Source organism: Microbispora sp. ATCC PTA-5024, assembly GCF_000511135.2.
Taxonomy (GTDB): Bacteria; Actinomycetota; Actinomycetes; order Streptosporangiales; family Streptosporangiaceae; genus Microbispora; species Microbispora corallina.
Genome location: NZ_KI866528.1, coordinates 248,959 through 263,646, shown reverse-complemented (window position 1 = coordinate 263,646; position 14,688 = coordinate 248,959). Strand labels below are relative to the sequence as shown.

14 protein-coding genes are annotated in these 14,688 nt (G+C 73.1%); 3 read left to right on the top strand and 11 right to left on the bottom strand.

All coding sequences use genetic code 11. The annotated features are described in order from the left end of the window. Positions 1-12: 12 nt before the first annotated feature. Positions 13-2,187 (bottom strand): phosphocholine-specific phospholipase C, encoded by a 2,175-nt coding sequence (locus MPTA5024_RS38130; RefSeq protein WP_036333375.1) that lies wholly within the window; start codon positions 2,185-2,187, stop codon positions 13-15. Between the two features lie 268 nt (positions 2,188-2,455). Beyond that, the gene (locus MPTA5024_RS38125) at positions 2,456-3,718 is read right to left on the bottom strand and encodes a D-arabinono-1,4-lactone oxidase (protein ID WP_036333373.1); all 1,263 of its coding nucleotides are present in this window, start codon (positions 3,716-3,718) and stop codon (positions 2,456-2,458) included. Positions 3,719-3,947: 229 nt separating this feature from the next. Between MPTA5024_RS38125 and MPTA5024_RS38120 the strand changes: the two genes are divergently transcribed. Further along, positions 3,948-6,038, top strand: a complete 2,091-nt coding sequence (locus MPTA5024_RS38120; protein WP_051459180.1) for a glycoside hydrolase family 44 protein — start codon at positions 3,948-3,950, stop codon at positions 6,036-6,038. A gap of 39 nt (positions 6,039-6,077) precedes the next feature. Here MPTA5024_RS38120 and MPTA5024_RS38115 read toward each other — a convergent pair whose 3' ends face one another. From MPTA5024_RS38115 to MPTA5024_RS38075, 9 genes are all read right to left on the bottom strand, one after another. Further along, the gene (locus MPTA5024_RS38115; protein ID WP_051459179.1) at positions 6,078-7,145 is read right to left on the bottom strand and encodes an ABC transporter ATP-binding protein; all 1,068 of its coding nucleotides are present in this window, start codon (positions 7,143-7,145) and stop codon (positions 6,078-6,080) included. Continuing rightward, the gene (locus MPTA5024_RS38110) at positions 7,127-7,939 is read right to left on the bottom strand and encodes an ABC transporter permease (protein ID WP_036333371.1); all 813 of its coding nucleotides are present in this window, start codon (positions 7,937-7,939) and stop codon (positions 7,127-7,129) included. Before MPTA5024_RS38110 ends, MPTA5024_RS38115 begins: the two co-directional genes overlap by 19 nt. A gap of 49 nt (positions 7,940-7,988) precedes the next feature. Next, positions 7,989-8,825, bottom strand: a complete 837-nt coding sequence (modA, locus tag MPTA5024_RS38105; RefSeq protein WP_084370345.1) for a molybdate ABC transporter substrate-binding protein — start codon at positions 8,823-8,825, stop codon at positions 7,989-7,991. Then, the gene (locus MPTA5024_RS38100; protein WP_036333367.1) at positions 8,800-9,210 is read right to left on the bottom strand and encodes a TOBE domain-containing protein; all 411 of its coding nucleotides are present in this window, start codon (positions 9,208-9,210) and stop codon (positions 8,800-8,802) included. Before MPTA5024_RS38100 ends, modA begins: the two co-directional genes overlap by 26 nt. An 86-nt stretch (positions 9,211-9,296) precedes the next feature. Then, entirely contained in the window at positions 9,297-10,256 is a 960-nt protein-coding gene (locus tag MPTA5024_RS38095) for a sigma-70 family RNA polymerase sigma factor (RefSeq protein ID WP_036333365.1), read from the bottom strand. Between the two features lie 56 nt (positions 10,257-10,312). Then, complete coding sequence (locus tag MPTA5024_RS38090) at positions 10,313-10,699, bottom strand: SgcJ/EcaC family oxidoreductase (protein WP_036333363.1); 387 nt, start codon at positions 10,697-10,699, stop codon at positions 10,313-10,315. 179 nt (positions 10,700-10,878) lie between these two features. After that, the gene (locus MPTA5024_RS38085) at positions 10,879-11,235 is read right to left on the bottom strand and encodes a winged helix-turn-helix transcriptional regulator (RefSeq protein WP_036333361.1); all 357 of its coding nucleotides are present in this window, start codon (positions 11,233-11,235) and stop codon (positions 10,879-10,881) included. A gap of 19 nt (positions 11,236-11,254) precedes the next feature. Then, positions 11,255-11,836 (bottom strand): NADPH-dependent FMN reductase, encoded by a 582-nt coding sequence (locus tag MPTA5024_RS38080; protein ID WP_036333359.1) that lies wholly within the window; start codon positions 11,834-11,836, stop codon positions 11,255-11,257. 63 nt (positions 11,837-11,899) lie between these two features. Then, entirely contained in the window at positions 11,900-13,378 is a 1,479-nt protein-coding gene (locus MPTA5024_RS38075; protein ID WP_036333357.1) for a hypothetical protein, read from the bottom strand. Positions 13,379-13,441: 63 nt separating this feature from the next. Between MPTA5024_RS38075 and MPTA5024_RS38070 the strand changes: the two genes are divergently transcribed. Together MPTA5024_RS38070 and MPTA5024_RS38065 are read left to right on the top strand one after the other, a co-directional pair. After that, on the top strand, positions 13,442-14,158 hold the full coding sequence (locus MPTA5024_RS38070; RefSeq protein ID WP_036333355.1) for a TetR/AcrR family transcriptional regulator: 717 nt from the start codon (positions 13,442-13,444) through the stop codon (positions 14,156-14,158). Between the two features lie 65 nt (positions 14,159-14,223). Continuing rightward, positions 14,224-14,643: a hypothetical protein gene (locus tag MPTA5024_RS38065; protein WP_232326814.1), complete on the top strand. Its 420-nt coding sequence runs from the start codon at positions 14,224-14,226 to the stop codon at positions 14,641-14,643. Positions 14,644-14,688: the final 45 nt, after the last annotated feature.

The following is a 14,688-nucleotide window of genomic DNA, read 5'->3' as shown; positions in this document are numbered from 1 at the left end:
CGGCACGCTCGATCAGCCGGTGACGCTGGCCTCTCCGGTCTCCAGGTGGCCGACGAACCGCTGCGACCAGGCCGCGTCGCAGTCGGCCGTAACGGTCACGTCGTACCAGCCGCCGCTGACGCCCAGCGGGCTGACCGCCCACGCCTCCTTGCCGTGCGCGGCGACCTTCACGGTCTGCGGGGTGTCCGAGATGTAGTTGTTGTGCGTGATCATGAACGTCACGGGCGCATCCCCGTTGTTGCGCAACCAGAGCTTCAGCTTCGGCCGCGCGGTCGACTTGCCGTCGTAATAGGCCGCCTCGACGACGAGGTCCTTGCCGGCGGCGGCGAGGTCACCGACGAAACGGCGCAGGAACCGGTTCGGCCCGGTGACGGTGATGTCGTACGCGGTGTCGCCGGCCGAGGCGCCCACGGGGCCGGTTCCGGACGCCGTCGCCTTCGCCGGGACCGTGTACTGGCCCGGGAACGCGGCCGGGTACTGCGCCAGCGACGGGAGCCCCGCCCGGTTGTTGTAGACGGCGAAGTGACTGGCCTTGGTCACGAACGGGGCCTCGTTGCTGAACGCCAGGTTCGCCACCGCGCCGGACGGCCCGCCGGTGAACCCGGTCAGGTTGGCGTTCGGCTGGTACGGCAGCGGACGCGCCCGCTTGGTTCCCGCCTCCTGGGCAGGCATCGTGTTGTCGCCCGGCAGCGGGGTGTACCGCGTCTCGGGGATGAGAGGCCCGGTCTCCGGCAGGTCGGGCATGCCGTAAACGGGCTTCTCGAAGTCGAAGGCGTTCGTCAGGTCGCCGCAGACCTTGCGCCGCCAGTCGCTGATGTTGGGCGAGACGGCGGGCTTGCCGAGCGCGCTGGTCCACTTCTCCATGAACTGGATGACCGAGGTGTGGTCGGAGACCTCCGAGGTCACCCAGCCGCCGCGGGTCCAGGGCGAGATCAGGATGAGCGGCACGCGGAAGCCGAGCCCGACGGGGAGCGGCTGGGTGACGCCGTACGCGGCCATGGTGCCGGAGACGAACTCGTCCGCCTCGCCCGGCGCCGGCACGGGCGGCGGGACGTGGTCGAACTGACCGTCGTTCTCGTCGTAGTTGATGATCACCAGGGTCGAGTTGAACACGTCGGGGTCGGCGTTGAGGGCGTCGAGCACGCCGCGGAGGAAGTACGCGCCGTTGCTCGGCGCCGTGACCGGGTGCTCGGAGAAGAACTGGTTGTTCACGATCCAGCTGACCTGCGGCAGGGTGCCGTTGATCACGTCGGCGCGGATCGCGGCGGTGATGTTGTCGGCGTTGCCCGACAGCCCGGTGACCGGCTCGGGGACGTTCTTCACCCCGTTGTCGTAGTAGACGTCGCCCGGAGCGGCCTTCCCGCCCTGGGTGGGGTCGAGCTTGGCGAAGGTGTTGAAGTACTCCAGGCCGTTGTCGCCGTAGTCGTCGGCGCACTGGTAGACCCGCCAGCTGACGCCCGCCGCCTGGAGCGTCTCGGCGTAGGACTCCCAGGGCAGGAACTTGCCGCGCTCGTCGCCGCCGTCGTAGGCGGTGAAGCTGCCGTGCCTGTGGTCGGCGTTGATCGTCCCGCCCCACAGGTAGGTGCGGTTGGGGCCGGTCGCGCTGAGCACGGAGCAGTGGTAGGCGTCGCCGACCGTGTAGGCGTCGGCGAGGGCGTAATGGAACGGCAGGTCACGGCGGTCCAGGTAGCCCAGCGTGGTCGGGCCGCCCTTGGCGTAGTACCAGCCGTTCATCAGCCCGCCGTACCAGGCGCCGTGCTGGTCGGTCCAGCCGTGGCTGGTGCCGCCGTAGTTGGCGGCGCCGAGCTCGGCGCTCGGCGGGGTCGCCCCACTCCAGGTCTTGGCCCCGCTCAGCCGCCACGGGTACTGCGTGTCGGCCCCGGTCGTCAACGTCTTCGGCTGCTCCCAGACGGTCTTGCCACCGGGGAGCACGATGGTCGAGCGGTCGCCGAAACCGCGCACGCCCTTCAGCGCGCCGAAATAGTGATCGAAGCTGCGGTTCTCCTGCATGACCACGATGACGTGCTTGATGTCACGGATGTCGCCGTACGGCTTGCCGGACGGAGCGGGCTTGCTCCGCGGGAGAGCAGCCGCGGCGGCCGCACCGGGCAACGCCGCGCTGACGGCGGCCGCTCCGGTGACGGCGGCGGCGGTGCCGAGGAAATTCCTGCGGGACAGTTCAGACATGGCTCAAGACCTTCGGGTATGGGGATGTGCCGCCTGATCATGGCCTGAGCACCTTGCCCGAAAGCGACATTAGGCCGACGCCGAAATTGCCGGTGGCGCAAGATCTAGGGTGCGGGGACGTGCCGGCTTGCCGCTGGTGCCCCTGGTAGCGACTCCAGTCCGGACGTCGGCGGCCCGGTCCGGCTCACCGGCGTCGCACGGGACCGAAACCCTGCGGCGATCCACGACGGCGGTCTCGTCGCGACGTGCCCGGCGCGGCCGGCGCGGGTCAGGCGTCCAGCACGTACCGCTCGACGTACTCGTTGGCGAACACGCCGTCGGGGTCGTAGTGGCGCGCGAGCTCCCGGAAGTCGCCGAGCCGCTCGTACCGCGACCGCAGGACGGCGGGCGGGAGGGTGAACAGCTTGCCCCAGTGCGGCCGGGCGCCGAACGGCGCCAGGCGCTCCTCGATCGCGCCCAGCACCGGGAGCACGGCCTCCGTGTCCTTGACCCAGGTGAAGTGGAAGGCCACGGTGTCCCGGCCCTGGGAGGGGCTCAGCCACAGGTCGTCCGCGGCGACCGTTCGGATCTCGGAGATCTGCAGCACGGGGGCGATCAGGTCGCGGATGCCGTCGAGCGCGTGGAACGCCTCGACCGCCCGGGAGCGCGGCACCATGTACTCCGCCTGGAGCTCCTCCCCGCTGCTGGGGGTGAAGTCGGGCCGGAAGTGCGGCAGCCGCTCGAACCAGGGGCCGGGGACGCCCATCTGCGCCGTGCAGTGGTCGGCGCCCATGCCCGGGACGGGGTGCCGCGGGCCGTCGGCGGGCAGCGCCCCGAACAGGTCCGCCGGCGCCTCCCCCGCCTCGCCGTCGCGCTCCTTCACCCAGACCTGGTTGATCCGGGACGAGCGCCAGTCGGTGAACAGGCTCACGCTGTAGGCCGCGGAGACGAGGTCGTCGAAGTGGTCGTCCAGCGCCTCGGCCGGCAGGGCCTCGTACACCCGCTGCCGCACCTCGAACGCGGGCAGGAGGTCGAGCGTCAGGTTCACCACGGCGCCGAGCGCGCCGAGCGCGACGACCGCCCCGGGGAACCGGCCGGGGTCGCCGTCCCGGCTCAGGGTCACCAGGTCGCCCCCGGCGGTGACCATCTCCACGGCGGAGACGGACGTGGCGAGGCCGCCGTTCGCGTCGCCCGAGCCGTGCGTGCCGGTGGCCACGGAGCCGGCGACCGAGATGTGCGGCAGCGACGCGAGGTTGGGCAGCGCGAAGCCCTTGTCGTGCAGGCGACGGCCGAGGTCGCCGTACCGGACGGCGGCGGCGACCCTGACCGTGGCGGAGGCGCTGTCGATCTCCACGTCCGGCGTGAGGCCGTCGAGCGAGACGAGCGCGCCCGGGGAGTCGGCGATCCGGTTGAACGAGTGGCCGCTGCCGAGCACGCGCACCTTGGCGCTGCGCGCGACGAGCGCGCGCAGCTCGTCGAGGGAGGACGGCCGCTCGACGCGGTCCGCGCGGAAGGTGACGTTGCCCGCCCAGTTTGTCGCCGCATGGGTCATTGCATGAGTTTCTCGCACTTTCACCCCGGTGTGTGCCGTGCGCGGCCCGAGCCGTGAAACTTGCACGGCCCTCCGGAGGGTCGTGCCTGTTCAGCGCGGGGTTCGGGTGGACGGGCGCAACCCCGTCTTGTCCCCCGTCCCGGCCCCCGGCCAGCGTGATGCCCTGGCCGGGCGCGCCCCCCACCTCGCGTCCGGCCGCCCCGGACCCCAGGGACCCGAGAGGAGACCCGTGCGCACGAGAACGCTCACGATCGGCGTGGCGGCGGCCGTCGCCGCGGCGATCGGCGTGGCCGGGCGGGTGCCGGCCGTCGCCGCCGCCGACGGCCCCGCGCTCACCGTCGACGTGACCGCCGGCCGCCACGCCATCAGCCCGTACATCTACGGCATGAACTTCGCCGACGAGGCGCTCGCCAAGGAGCTGCGGCTGCCGGTGCGACGGTGGGGCGGCAACGCGACCACCCGGTACAACTACCTGTACGACACCGACAACCGCGCCTCCGACTGGTTCTTCGAGAACATCGCGGAGGACGACGCCGACCCGTCGCAGCTGCCCGACGGCTCCAGCACGGACCGGTTCGTGGAGCAGGACCGGCGCACCGGCACCGACACGATCCTGACCGTCCCCCTGATCGGCTGGGTGCCGAAGGCGCGGGACGCGTCCTGCGGGTTCTCCGTGGCCAAGTACGGCCCGCAGCAGCAGACCGACCAGTGGCGGCCCGACTGCGGCAATGGCGTCAAACCCGACGGCACCCCGATCACCGGGAACGACCCCCACGACACCAGCGTCGAGGCCGGGGCCGGGTACGTGAAGGACTGGCTCGGCCACCTCACGGCGAAGTACGGCACGGCCGGCGCGGGCGGCGTGAAGTTCTACAACCTCGACAACGAGCCCGACATCTGGCACAGCACGCACCGCGACGTGCACCCCAAGGGCGCGAGCTCGGAGGAGCTGCGCGACCAGGGGTACCTGATCGGCGCCGCGGTCAAGGCCGCCGACCCGGGGGCGAAGACGCTCGGCCCGGTCGGCTGGGGCTGGTCGTCGTGGGACTACTCCGGCCTCGACCAGGAGACCTGCGGCCGCACCAACTGCTGGTCGAACCCGCCCGACAAGGACGTGCGGGGCGGCCTGCCGTTCTCGGCCTGGTACCTGCAGCAGATGAAGAAGTACGAGGACGAGCACCACCTGCGCGTGCTCGACTACTTCGACGAGCACTTCTATCCGCAGGCGTCCGGTGTCGCCTTCGGCCAGGGCGGCGACCCCACCACCGACGCGCTGCGCCTGCGCTCCACCCGCGCCCTGTGGGACCCGGCCTACACCGACGAGAGCTGGATCAACACCCAGGTCCGCCTCATCCCGCGGATGAAGGAGACGGTCGCGGCCAACTACCCCGGCACCAAGACCGCGATCACCGAGTACAACTGGGGCGCCCTCGACCACATCAACGGCGCCCTGGCCGAGGCCGACATCCTCGGCATCTTCGGCCGCGAGGGCCTCGACCTGGCCACCCTCTGGGGCCCGCCCACGGCGTCCCAGCCCGGCGCCTACGCCTTCCGCATGTACCTGAACTACGACGGCAAGGGCGGCCGGTTCGGCGAGACCGGTGTCAGCGCGACCAGCGCCGACCAGGGCAAACTCGCGGTGTACGCGGCCGAGCGGGCGTCGGACGGCGCGCTCACGCTCGTCGTCGTGAACAAGACGACCGGCGACCTCACCAGCTCCGTCGCGCTCAAGGGGCGGGACGGCGGCGCGACCGCGCAGGTCTACCGGTACGGCGCGAGCGACGTGACGGCCATCGCGCGCGGCGCCGACCTGCAGGTGGGATCCGGAGGCTTCACCGGGACCTTCCCGGCGAACTCGATCAGCACGATCGTGATCCCCGAGGGGACCGGCCCGTCGCCGTCCCCCAGCACCAGCCCGTCCCCCACGCCCACCCCCACACCGACACCCACGCCCACGCCGAGCCCGACGCCCACGCCGTCGCCGACCCCGAACGCCTCCTGCGCCGTGACGTACACGATCACGAACCAGTGGCCCGGCGGCTTCCAGGCAGGCGTCCGGATCGTCAACCGGGGCACGGCCGCCGTGAAGGGCTGGCGGCTCGCCTGGACGTACGGCAACGGGCAGGCCGTCACGCAGATGTGGGACGGCTCCTACTCCCAGAGCGGAGGGAAGGTCACGGTGACCAACGCGAGCTACAACGCCACGATCGGCGCGAACGGCGGCAGCGTGACCTTCGGCTTCCTCGGCCGCTGGGACAACGCGGCCAACCCCGCGCCCCGGCAGTTCACGCTGAACGGCTCGCCCTGCGCGACCGCGTAGCGGGGCGAGGGCGGCCCGGACTCCCCCGGGCCGCCCTCGTCAGGCCGGGTACGCGTGGGTCTCGGTCGCCTTGACCACGGCCCAGACCTCCTGGCCCCGGCCGAGGTCGAGGTCCACCACGGCGGCCGGGGTCACGTCCGCCGCCACGGACGGCGGGCCCTCCAGGTGGACCCGGATGCCGTCGCCGTGCGGCTCGATCCCCTCGATCCGGCACCGCCACAGGTTGCGCGGGGTGCCGTCGGGCCGGCTGCGGTAGAGGGCGACGGCGGCGGGCGAGAAGGCGACGAACGCCGGCCCGCTCAGCCGCTCGGCCACGCTGAACACGACGTCGCCCACGGTGACGAGATGGCCGTCGGCCATGCCCCGGTAGAGGTTGAGGCCGACGAGGCGGGCCACGTAGTCGGTCTGCGGGCGGCGGGCCACCTCCGCCGGCGGGCCCTGCTGCACCACCGCGCCGTTCTCGATCACCACGAGCCGGTCGGCCAGGACCATGGCGTCCAGCGCGTCGTGGGTCACCAGGACGGTCGCGCCGTCGAAGCCGGCCAGGTGCCGGCGCAGCTCGGAGCGGATCTCCAGCCGGGTGTGGGCGTCGAGCGCGGCCAGCGGCTCGTCGAGCAGCAGCAGCCGCGGCCGTACGGCGAGGGCGCGGGCCAGGGCCACGCGCTGCGCCTGCCCGCCGGACAGCTGCCGCGGCCGGGCGGCGGCGTGCCCGGCCAGGCCTACGCGGTCGAGCAGGGCGGCGGCCAGGCGGCGGGCCTCGGCCTTCGGCACCCCCCGGCATCGCGGCCCGAACGCCACGTTGTCCAGGGCGGACAGGTGGGGGAAGAGCAGGTAGTCCTGGAACACCACGCCGATCGGGCGGCGCTCGGCGGGCAGGGTGTGCAGGGGCTCGCCGTCCAGGTCGATGCTCCCGCCCTCCCCCAGGGCCGCCAGCCCCGCCAGCGCCCGCAGAGCCGTGGTCTTGCCCGCGCCGTTCGGCCCGAGCAGCGCGACCACCTCCCCCGGCGCCGCCTCCAGGTCGACGCCGAGGCGGAAGGCGGCCCGCTCGACGATCAGCCGGGCCCGCAGGCCCCCGCGCTCTCCCGCCGTCACGGGCCGCCCACCCATCGCTCGCGCAGGGCGGCCAGGATCGCGACCGAGACCGCCAGCAGCACGAGGCTGAGCACGACGGCCGCGTCGGGCTCGGTCTCGAGGGCCAGGTAGACGGCGAGCGGCATGGTCTGGGTGCGGCCGGGGAAGTTCCCGGCGAAGGTGATCGTGGCCCCGAACTCGCCCAGCGCCCGGGCCCAGCACAGCACCGCGCCCGCCAGCACGCCGGGGGTGATCAGCGGCAGCGTGACCCGGCGGAAGACCGTCCAGCGGGAGGCGCCGAGCGTGGCGGCGGCCTCCTCGTAGCGGCGGTCGGCCCCGCGCATCGCGCCCTCCACGCTGATCACGAGGAACGGCATGGCGACGAACGCCTCGGCGACCACGACGCCGGCCGTGGTGAAGGGCAGCGACACCCCGAACGCCGAGTCCAGCCACTGGCCCACCAGTCCCCGGCGGCCGAGGACGAGCAGCAGGGCGACGCCGCCCACGACCGGCGGCAGCACCAGCGGCACCGTGATCAGCGCGCGCAGCAACCGGCGGCCCGGGAACTCGGCGCGGGCCAGCAGCCACGCGAGCGGCACGCCGAGCACCAGGCACACCAGCGTCGCGACGGTCGCGGTGACCAGCGACAGGCGCAGCGCCTCCAGCACCTGCGGCTCGGCCAGCCGCCGCGGCAGCGTGGCCCACGGCGCGCGGACCAGCAGCCCGGCGAGCGGCAGCACGAGGAACGCCACGCCGGCGACGGCCGGGACCGCCAGCGCCCAGGGCACCGGCCCGCGCACCGGCCCCGCCGCCCCCGGGCGGGTCCTCATCGCCGTCCCCCTGCCGTACGGGCGCGGGGGCGAGCCGCGGCGGTCATGGTCAGGGCGACTCGAACCCGGCCGCGGTCAGGACGTCCCGGCCCTGCGGCGACAGGACCAGGTCGACGAACTGCCGGGCCAGCTCGGGCTGAGCGGCCTTCGACAGCGCCGCGACGGGGTAGTCGTTGATCGCCTCGGCCGCCTCGGGAAAGTCGATTCCCTTCACCTTGCCCCCGGCGGCCAGCACGTCGGTGCGGTAGACGAGGGCGGCGTCGACCTCGCCGAGCTCGACCTTGGTGAGCGTGGCCTTGACGTCCTGTTCGAGGGTGACGGGGGTGACCTTCAGCCCGGCCGCGTCGAGGGCCTTGACGGCCGCCGCCCCGCAGGGCACCTGCGCGGCGCACAGCGCGACCTTCACCTTCGGGTCGGCGAGGTCCCTGAGCTCGTCGACCTTGGCCGGGTTGCCGGGCGGGACGGCGATCTCCAGCCGGTTGCGCACGAACGTCGCCGGTGTCCCGGCGGCCAGGCCGGCGTCGGTGACGCTCTTCATCGTGGCGGGGCTGGCCGCGGCGAAGACGTCGGCCGGGGCGCCCTGGGTGATCTGCTGGGCGAGCGTCGCGCTGGAGCCGAAGTTGAACGTGACCTTGGTGCCGGGGTGGGCGGCCTCGAAGGTCGTGCCCAGCGTGGTGAACGTCTCGGTGAGCGAGGCCGCGGCGAACACGGTCAGCGGTGTCCCCGCGGAGGCCGCGGAACCGGACGCGGCGGGGGCGGCGGCGTCACCGGAGCCGGTGGAGCCGCAGCCGGCCACGAGGACGACGGCGGCGGCGACGGCGGCGACCCGCCGGGTGAGACGCGTCGGAAGCACTTCACTCCTACGGGGTCGCGGCGCGGGCGCCATCGGGGATCTCCACGACGACGTTCGTGGACTTGATGACGGCGACGGCGACCACGCCGGGCTCCAGGCCCAGCTCGTCGGCCGCCTGCCGGCTCATCAGCGAGACCACCCGGAACGGTCCGGCGGCGATCTCCACCTGGGCCATCACCGCGTCCCTGACCACCTCGGTCACGATCCCGCGGAAGCGGTTGCGCGCCGAGGAGTGCCCGGTGCCCCCCTCGACCTCGATCTGCGCGCGGGCGAAGGCCGCCAGATCGGTGCCGGCCACCACGCGGTGGCCGTGCCGGTCGCGCTCGGCGGCCAGGCGTCCCCCGTCCACCCACCGCCGCACGGTGTCGGCGCTGACGCCGAGCAGCGCGGCGGCCTCGCTGATCCGGAACGTCGTCACACGGGCAAGCCTACAGCCGCGGATGCCCGGGTAAAAATCCCAATCCCTTGGCAGAAGCAGCCAGAATCGGCGATGTCTCTTCGCATTCACGAGAGGCTGCCAGGCAGCCGGAACGCCGCGAACACCGCCCGGTCCTGGAAGACGACGTTCCGCGCGACCCCCTCCGAGGTCACGGTCAGCACCTGGAGCGTGTGGAGCGCGTAGGCGTCGCCGTCGCGGCAGTAGGCGGCCAGGGCCGGCTGCGTGTTGGCCGTGAGGGCCCTGATCCGCCAGTCGGCGCCGCGCATCGCGAACACCCGCGTCATGAACCGCCCGTAGCCGTCCCTCCCGGCGTACCAGAGCGGCACGGGGGGCATCTCCAGCACGGCGTCACGGGTCAGCAGGGCGACCAGCCCGGCGACGTCCCCGGCCTCGAACGACCGGATGTAGCGGTCGACGGTCCGCCGCACCGCGGCGTCGCCGGGCTCGGCGACCCGGCCCTCGGCGGGTGCGCAGCCGGAGAGGCTCGCCCGGGCGCGCTGCAGGGCGCTGTTGACCGCGGCGGGCGAGGTCTCCAGCAGTGCCGCCGCCTCGGTGGCGGAGAACTGCAGCACGTCCCTGAGGATGAGCACGGCCCGCTGCCGCGGCGGCAGGACCTGCATCGCCGCGACCAGGGCCAGCCGCAGCGTGCCCCGCCGTACGACCTCGGCGGCCGGGTCTCCGAGGCGCGCGTCCGGGAACGGCTGGAGCCACGGCACGTCGGCGGCCGGGGTCAGCGGCGCGTCCGGGTCGTCGCTCGGCCCTCCCAGACCGGACGGCAGGGGCCTGCGGGCCCTCCCCTCCAGGGCGGACAGGCACGCGTTCGTGGCGATCCGGTACAGCCACGTGCGGACCGAGGCCAGCGACGGGTCGTACCGGCGCCACGCGCGCCAGGCGCGCAACATCGTCTCCTGGACCAGGTCCTCCGCCTCGTGGACCGAGCCGAGCATGCGGTAGCAGTGGACGAGCAGCTCGTCCCGGTACGGCCCCGCCTGCGCCTCGAAGTCCCCGCCGGTCGCGACGCCCACGCCGGTCCCCCCTTCCGGTGCGTCCCCGGGCCCGGGGACGCCCCAGCCTCGCACCGTCAGCGCGCGGGCGCGTTCGCGTACGCGGCGATCCGCCACTCGCCGTCGCGCCGGGCCAGCACCCAGGTCGCCAGGCGCTCCCGGTCGGCCGGCAGGGCGGTCTCCCCCGCCATGAGGATCCCGGCCCTGCTGACGACGACGGCCGTGTCGCCCATGACCCGCACGTCCTCGGGCTCGTCTATCCCGCGTGAGCCCTTCAGCGGCCCGGCGAAGGCGGCGGCCATGTAGGCCCGGACCGCCTCGCGTCCCCGGTGGAGCACCCCGGGCAGCACGACGGTGGCGTCGGGGAGGTACAGGGCGGCAAAGGCGTCGGCGTCGTTGTCCGTCCAGGCCGCGTAGACCTGGCGCAGGAGCTCGTGGACGCCGGCGTCGGTGCGTGTGGTCATCGGGATTCCTTCTCTCGGATCCGGTCGGTCGGTGGATGTACCTGCCGGCCGGCTCCGATTCGTCGGTCCCGGAAGAAGATCTTTGTGGGGCGATCACATGCCGGGGCCGGCATGTCGTCGGCCCCGGGGGCGGCTCGCCGATCGAGCCGGCGACACCGGCTCGATCGGCGGGAGGGCGTTCAGCCGCCGTGTCCGGCGGCGGGCTCGTCCGGCGGCCCCTCCATGGGGATCCACTTGTCCGCCCAGGCGCGCACCGCCTCCATGGCCTCGTCGAGGTCGCGTCCCTTCGCGGTCAGGTGGTACTCCACCTGGACGGGGGTGGAGGGCAGGACCCGGCGCTCGAGGACCCCCTCGTCCTCCAGTGTGCGCAGCCGCTGGGCGAGCATGGTGTCGCTCACCCCGGGCACGGCCGCCTTGATCTGCGCGTAGCGGTGCCGGCCGGTGAAGACGGCACGCAGGATGGCGCCGGTCCAGCGGGCTCCGATCAGCTCGATGGCCGCGTGGAAGCGCGAGCAGACACGCTGGACCTCGTTCATGGGCTCCCCGGTCGTCTCGTCATGCGGAGAGCGCCCCCTCGCGCAGCGGGCGCAGCGCCTCCGTCTGCCGGGCCAGCTCGTCGAACATGGCCTTGGCGGACGTGATCATGTTGTCGTTGGCCACCACGGTACCTTCCTCGTCGATGAACTGATGGACGAACGGGATGGCCACCGCCTCGTAGACCGGCGTCAGCTTGAGCGCCGTCAGCACCTGCTTGAGCTGCTGGGCGGCCCGGGTGCCGGCGGCCACCCCGCCGTAGCTGACCAGGCCGACCGGCTTGTACTGCCACTCCTGGTGCAGGTAGTCGAGGGCGTTCTTCAGCACGGCGTTGTAGCCGTGGTTGTACTCCGGCGTCACGAACACGAACGCGTCCGCCTCGTCGACGGCCGCGCTCCACTCGTGGGTGTGCCGCTTCGTGTACTGCCGCAGCCGGGGGTGGTTGGGCTCGTCCATGAAGGGCAGGTTCACCTCGGCCAGGTCGATCACCTCGACCTTCGAGAACCCGCCGTGCGCCTCCGCCTGCTCCCTGGCCCACTCCCCGAGGGGCAGGCCGGCGCGGCCGGGACGGGTGCTCGCGACGATGATCTTCAAAGTGGCCATGACAGGACTCCTCAACAGGTGGGCGACAGCGTTCCACCCCTATCAGCAATCCTGAGTCGCTAATTAATCCTTAGTACCCCACGGAGTGACGAAGACGGGGGTCACGGACACCGGAAGCCGGAGCCGTCCGCCCGCGACCTCGACGGGCGGGGTTCCGCCGAGGGCGTCGACCGCGGTGGCGGCGGGAGCGGCCCACGGCCGGTCCACGGTGATGGGCGGCTCGTCCTCCCCGGTCACCATGTCGCGCCCGCGCCAGAGCACCAGCAGCGGCTCCCGGCCCTCGCGCTCGACCTCGAAGGCGTACAGATCCGGCGACCCCGGCGTCTCGGCGCGGCGCACCCTCCGCACCCCCGCCAGCAGCTCGGCGAGCAGGGCGAACGCTCCGGCCGCCGGACGGCGGACCCCGAGCGTGGTCCCCTCGTAGTCGAGCAGCACGAGCTTGCCGAACATCAGGTGCATCACCTGACGAGGGTCGAGCGGGCCGGGGACCTCCGGCGCGAGGTTCCAGTAGACGGTGCGGCGGACCCCTTCGGCCAGGGCCAGCATCGTGCACATGACGAGCTGGCGGGCGTTGATCCGGTGCCGCCTGTCCTCCAGCTCGACAGGGCAGCCGGCGAGGAACATCTGGAGCGTCTCCGGCAGCTCGGCCATCCGGTCGTACAGGGCCGACATGGCCCGCCGCTCGGGGGTGTCCTGCCCCATGCGCTCCGCGAGCTCCGAGGTGCTCTGCGACCGCGGCGCGTCCGCGAACGCGCCGGAGAACGCCTCGTACATGACCGCCTGCGCCTCGGGGAACTCGAACGGCACCGGGGCGGCGTGCTCGCCGACGACCACCGGTTTGAGATATCCGTGGCGGCGCATGAGATCGCGGGCGAACGCGATGTGCGCCGGGGCCGCGGCTGCCTCGCCGTACAGGTGGACGTCGAACAGGTCGAAGGCGTCGCGGCCCGCGGACACCACGTGGTCGAAGAACAGCCGGGGCTCGCTCCCCTCCTGCCCGCTCAGCACGTCGTACCCGCAGCCGCCCAGCACGACGGTGGCCGCCGGGTCGGCCTCCCTCACCGCCGCGTGCAGGACGCGGAGCTGCGCGACGTACTCCTCCGCCGTGCCGGCCCACAGCAGGTCGGTGTTGCTCGGCTCGTTGTCGCACTGCCAGTACCGGACCCGGCCCGCGCAGCGGCGGACCACCCGCCGCACGAACGCGCCGTACGCCTCCAGGTCGAGGGCCGGGGACGGCGGGAGGAAGTCGGTCGGCACGCGGGTGGCCCAGGGTGAGCTCGAACAGAGGGTGAGCCACACCTCCTCGTCGCCGTCGAGCTGCGCGAGCAGGGCGTCGACGACGTCCCAGGCGTACCGGCCGGGCTCCGGCTCGACCTGCCCCCAGTAGACGTAGGCCCGGACCAGCCCGGCTCCCAGGGCGCGGGCCTGCGGGACGAACTCGTCGGGCTTTCCGAACAGCCCGTAGCCGATCCCCCGGACGACGCCCAAGCGGACACCCTCGGGCTCGAACGCGGTGCTTGTCTCCACGGTGGTCTCGGGCATCCGTCTCGCCTCTCTCACAGAGTTTACGTAATAAACTTTGAGTTTAGACCGTATACTCGGATCATGCGCGAGTCCACCCCGATCCCGTTGATCTGGACCCAGCCCCCGCCGCCGCGCCGGCGCGCGCTCGGCCGGGAGGAGATCGTGACGGCGGCGATGGCCGTCGCCGACGAGTCGGGGCTGGACGCGCTCACGATGAAGGCGATAGCGGCCCGGCTGGGCGACTACACGTCGATGGCGCTGTACCGCTACGTGCGGAGCAAGGACGGGCTGGTCGACCTGATGCTCGACGCCGCCACCGCCGAGATCCCCGTGCCGGACCGGCCCGGTCCCGACTGGCGGGCCGACCTGGCGGAGACCGCGCTGCGGTCCCGGGAGATGATCCGGCGGCACCCGTGGTTCGCGCAGCTGGTCCACAGCCGTCCCCCTGCGGGGCCGCACATGATGCGCCGGCTGGAGTTCATGCTCGCCGTGCTGGCCGGGCGCGGCGCGACCCTCGCCGAGGCCATGACGTACGCGGCCATGATCGACCGGCATGTGACCGGCACCGGCCTGCAGGAGGCCGAGGAGGCCCGGCTCACCCAGCGGTACGGCCTCGACGACGCCGCCACCCTCTACGCCGCCATCGCGACCCTCCACGGCCTGGCCGCCGCCGACGGCCGTCTCCCGCACCTGACCGGCTGGCTGGCCGCTCCGGCGGGCCCCACGCCGGACGAGCAGTTCGCGCTCGGGCTGGAGTTCCTCCTGGACGGCATCGCCGGCCGGCTGCCCGCCCGCTGAGCGCGGTCCGGCGCGGTCGTTCGAGGCCGGAGGCGCCGGGTAGGGGACGCCTGGAGGTGGTTCACATGAGTGGCAAGGAATCCGCCCGCTCCCAGGGCTCCGGCGAGGGTGAGGGAGACGTCCGGCAGGGCCCCGAGACCTCCAGAAGCCTGAAGTACTCGCAGGAGATCCGCTCCCCGGAGGAGGAGCCCGAGCGCGAGGGCCGCAGCCTCGTCACCACCAGTCACGAGGTCATCGAGCAGTGGGCCGAGGAGCGCAAGGGCACACCCGCCACGGTCGAGGGCACCGAGCACGGCGACCGTCCGGGCGTGCTGCGGTTCGACTTCCCCGGCTACAGCGGGGGCAAGCTCCGGCACGTGAGCTGGGACGAGTGGTTCGAGACCCTCGACAAGCGGGGGCTCAACTTCATCTACCAGGAGACCAGGAGCGACGGCACGCAGAGCAACTTCTTCCGGCTGGAGAACCTCAACCGCGAGGACGCGTGACGCGCGCCACGCCCGCGTGATCCCGGCGCGACGGGGCGCCGGGGC

Bases quoted from the DNA above. Each gene is read 5' to 3' on its own strand.
- MPTA5024_RS38130 (WP_036333375.1), bottom strand. From the start codon at position 2,187: ATGTCTGAACTGTCCCGCAGGAATTTCCTCGGCACCGCCGCCGCCGTC.
- MPTA5024_RS38125 (WP_036333373.1), bottom strand. From the start codon at position 3,718: ATGACCCATGCGGCGACAAACTGGGCGGGCAACGTCACCTTCCGCGCG.
- MPTA5024_RS38115 (WP_051459179.1), bottom strand. From the start codon at position 7,145: ATGGGTGGGCGGCCCGTGACGGCGGGAGAGCGCGGGGGCCTGCGGGCC.
- MPTA5024_RS38110 (WP_036333371.1), bottom strand. From the start codon at position 7,939: ATGAGGACCCGCCCGGGGGCGGCGGGGCCGGTGCGCGGGCCGGTGCCC.
- modA (WP_084370345.1), bottom strand. From the start codon at position 8,825: ATGGCGCCCGCGCCGCGACCCCGTAGGAGTGAAGTGCTTCCGACGCGT.
- MPTA5024_RS38090 (WP_036333363.1), bottom strand. From the start codon at position 10,699: ATGACCACACGCACCGACGCCGGCGTCCACGAGCTCCTGCGCCAGGTC.
- MPTA5024_RS38085 (WP_036333361.1), bottom strand. From the start codon at position 11,235: ATGAACGAGGTCCAGCGTGTCTGCTCGCGCTTCCACGCGGCCATCGAG.
- MPTA5024_RS38080 (WP_036333359.1), bottom strand. From the start codon at position 11,836: ATGGCCACTTTGAAGATCATCGTCGCGAGCACCCGTCCCGGCCGCGCC.
- MPTA5024_RS38075 (WP_036333357.1), bottom strand. From the start codon at position 13,378: ATGCCCGAGACCACCGTGGAGACAAGCACCGCGTTCGAGCCCGAGGGT.
- MPTA5024_RS38070 (WP_036333355.1), top strand. From the start codon at position 13,442: ATGCGCGAGTCCACCCCGATCCCGTTGATCTGGACCCAGCCCCCGCCG.
- MPTA5024_RS38065 (WP_232326814.1), top strand. From the start codon at position 14,224: ATGAGTGGCAAGGAATCCGCCCGCTCCCAGGGCTCCGGCGAGGGTGAG.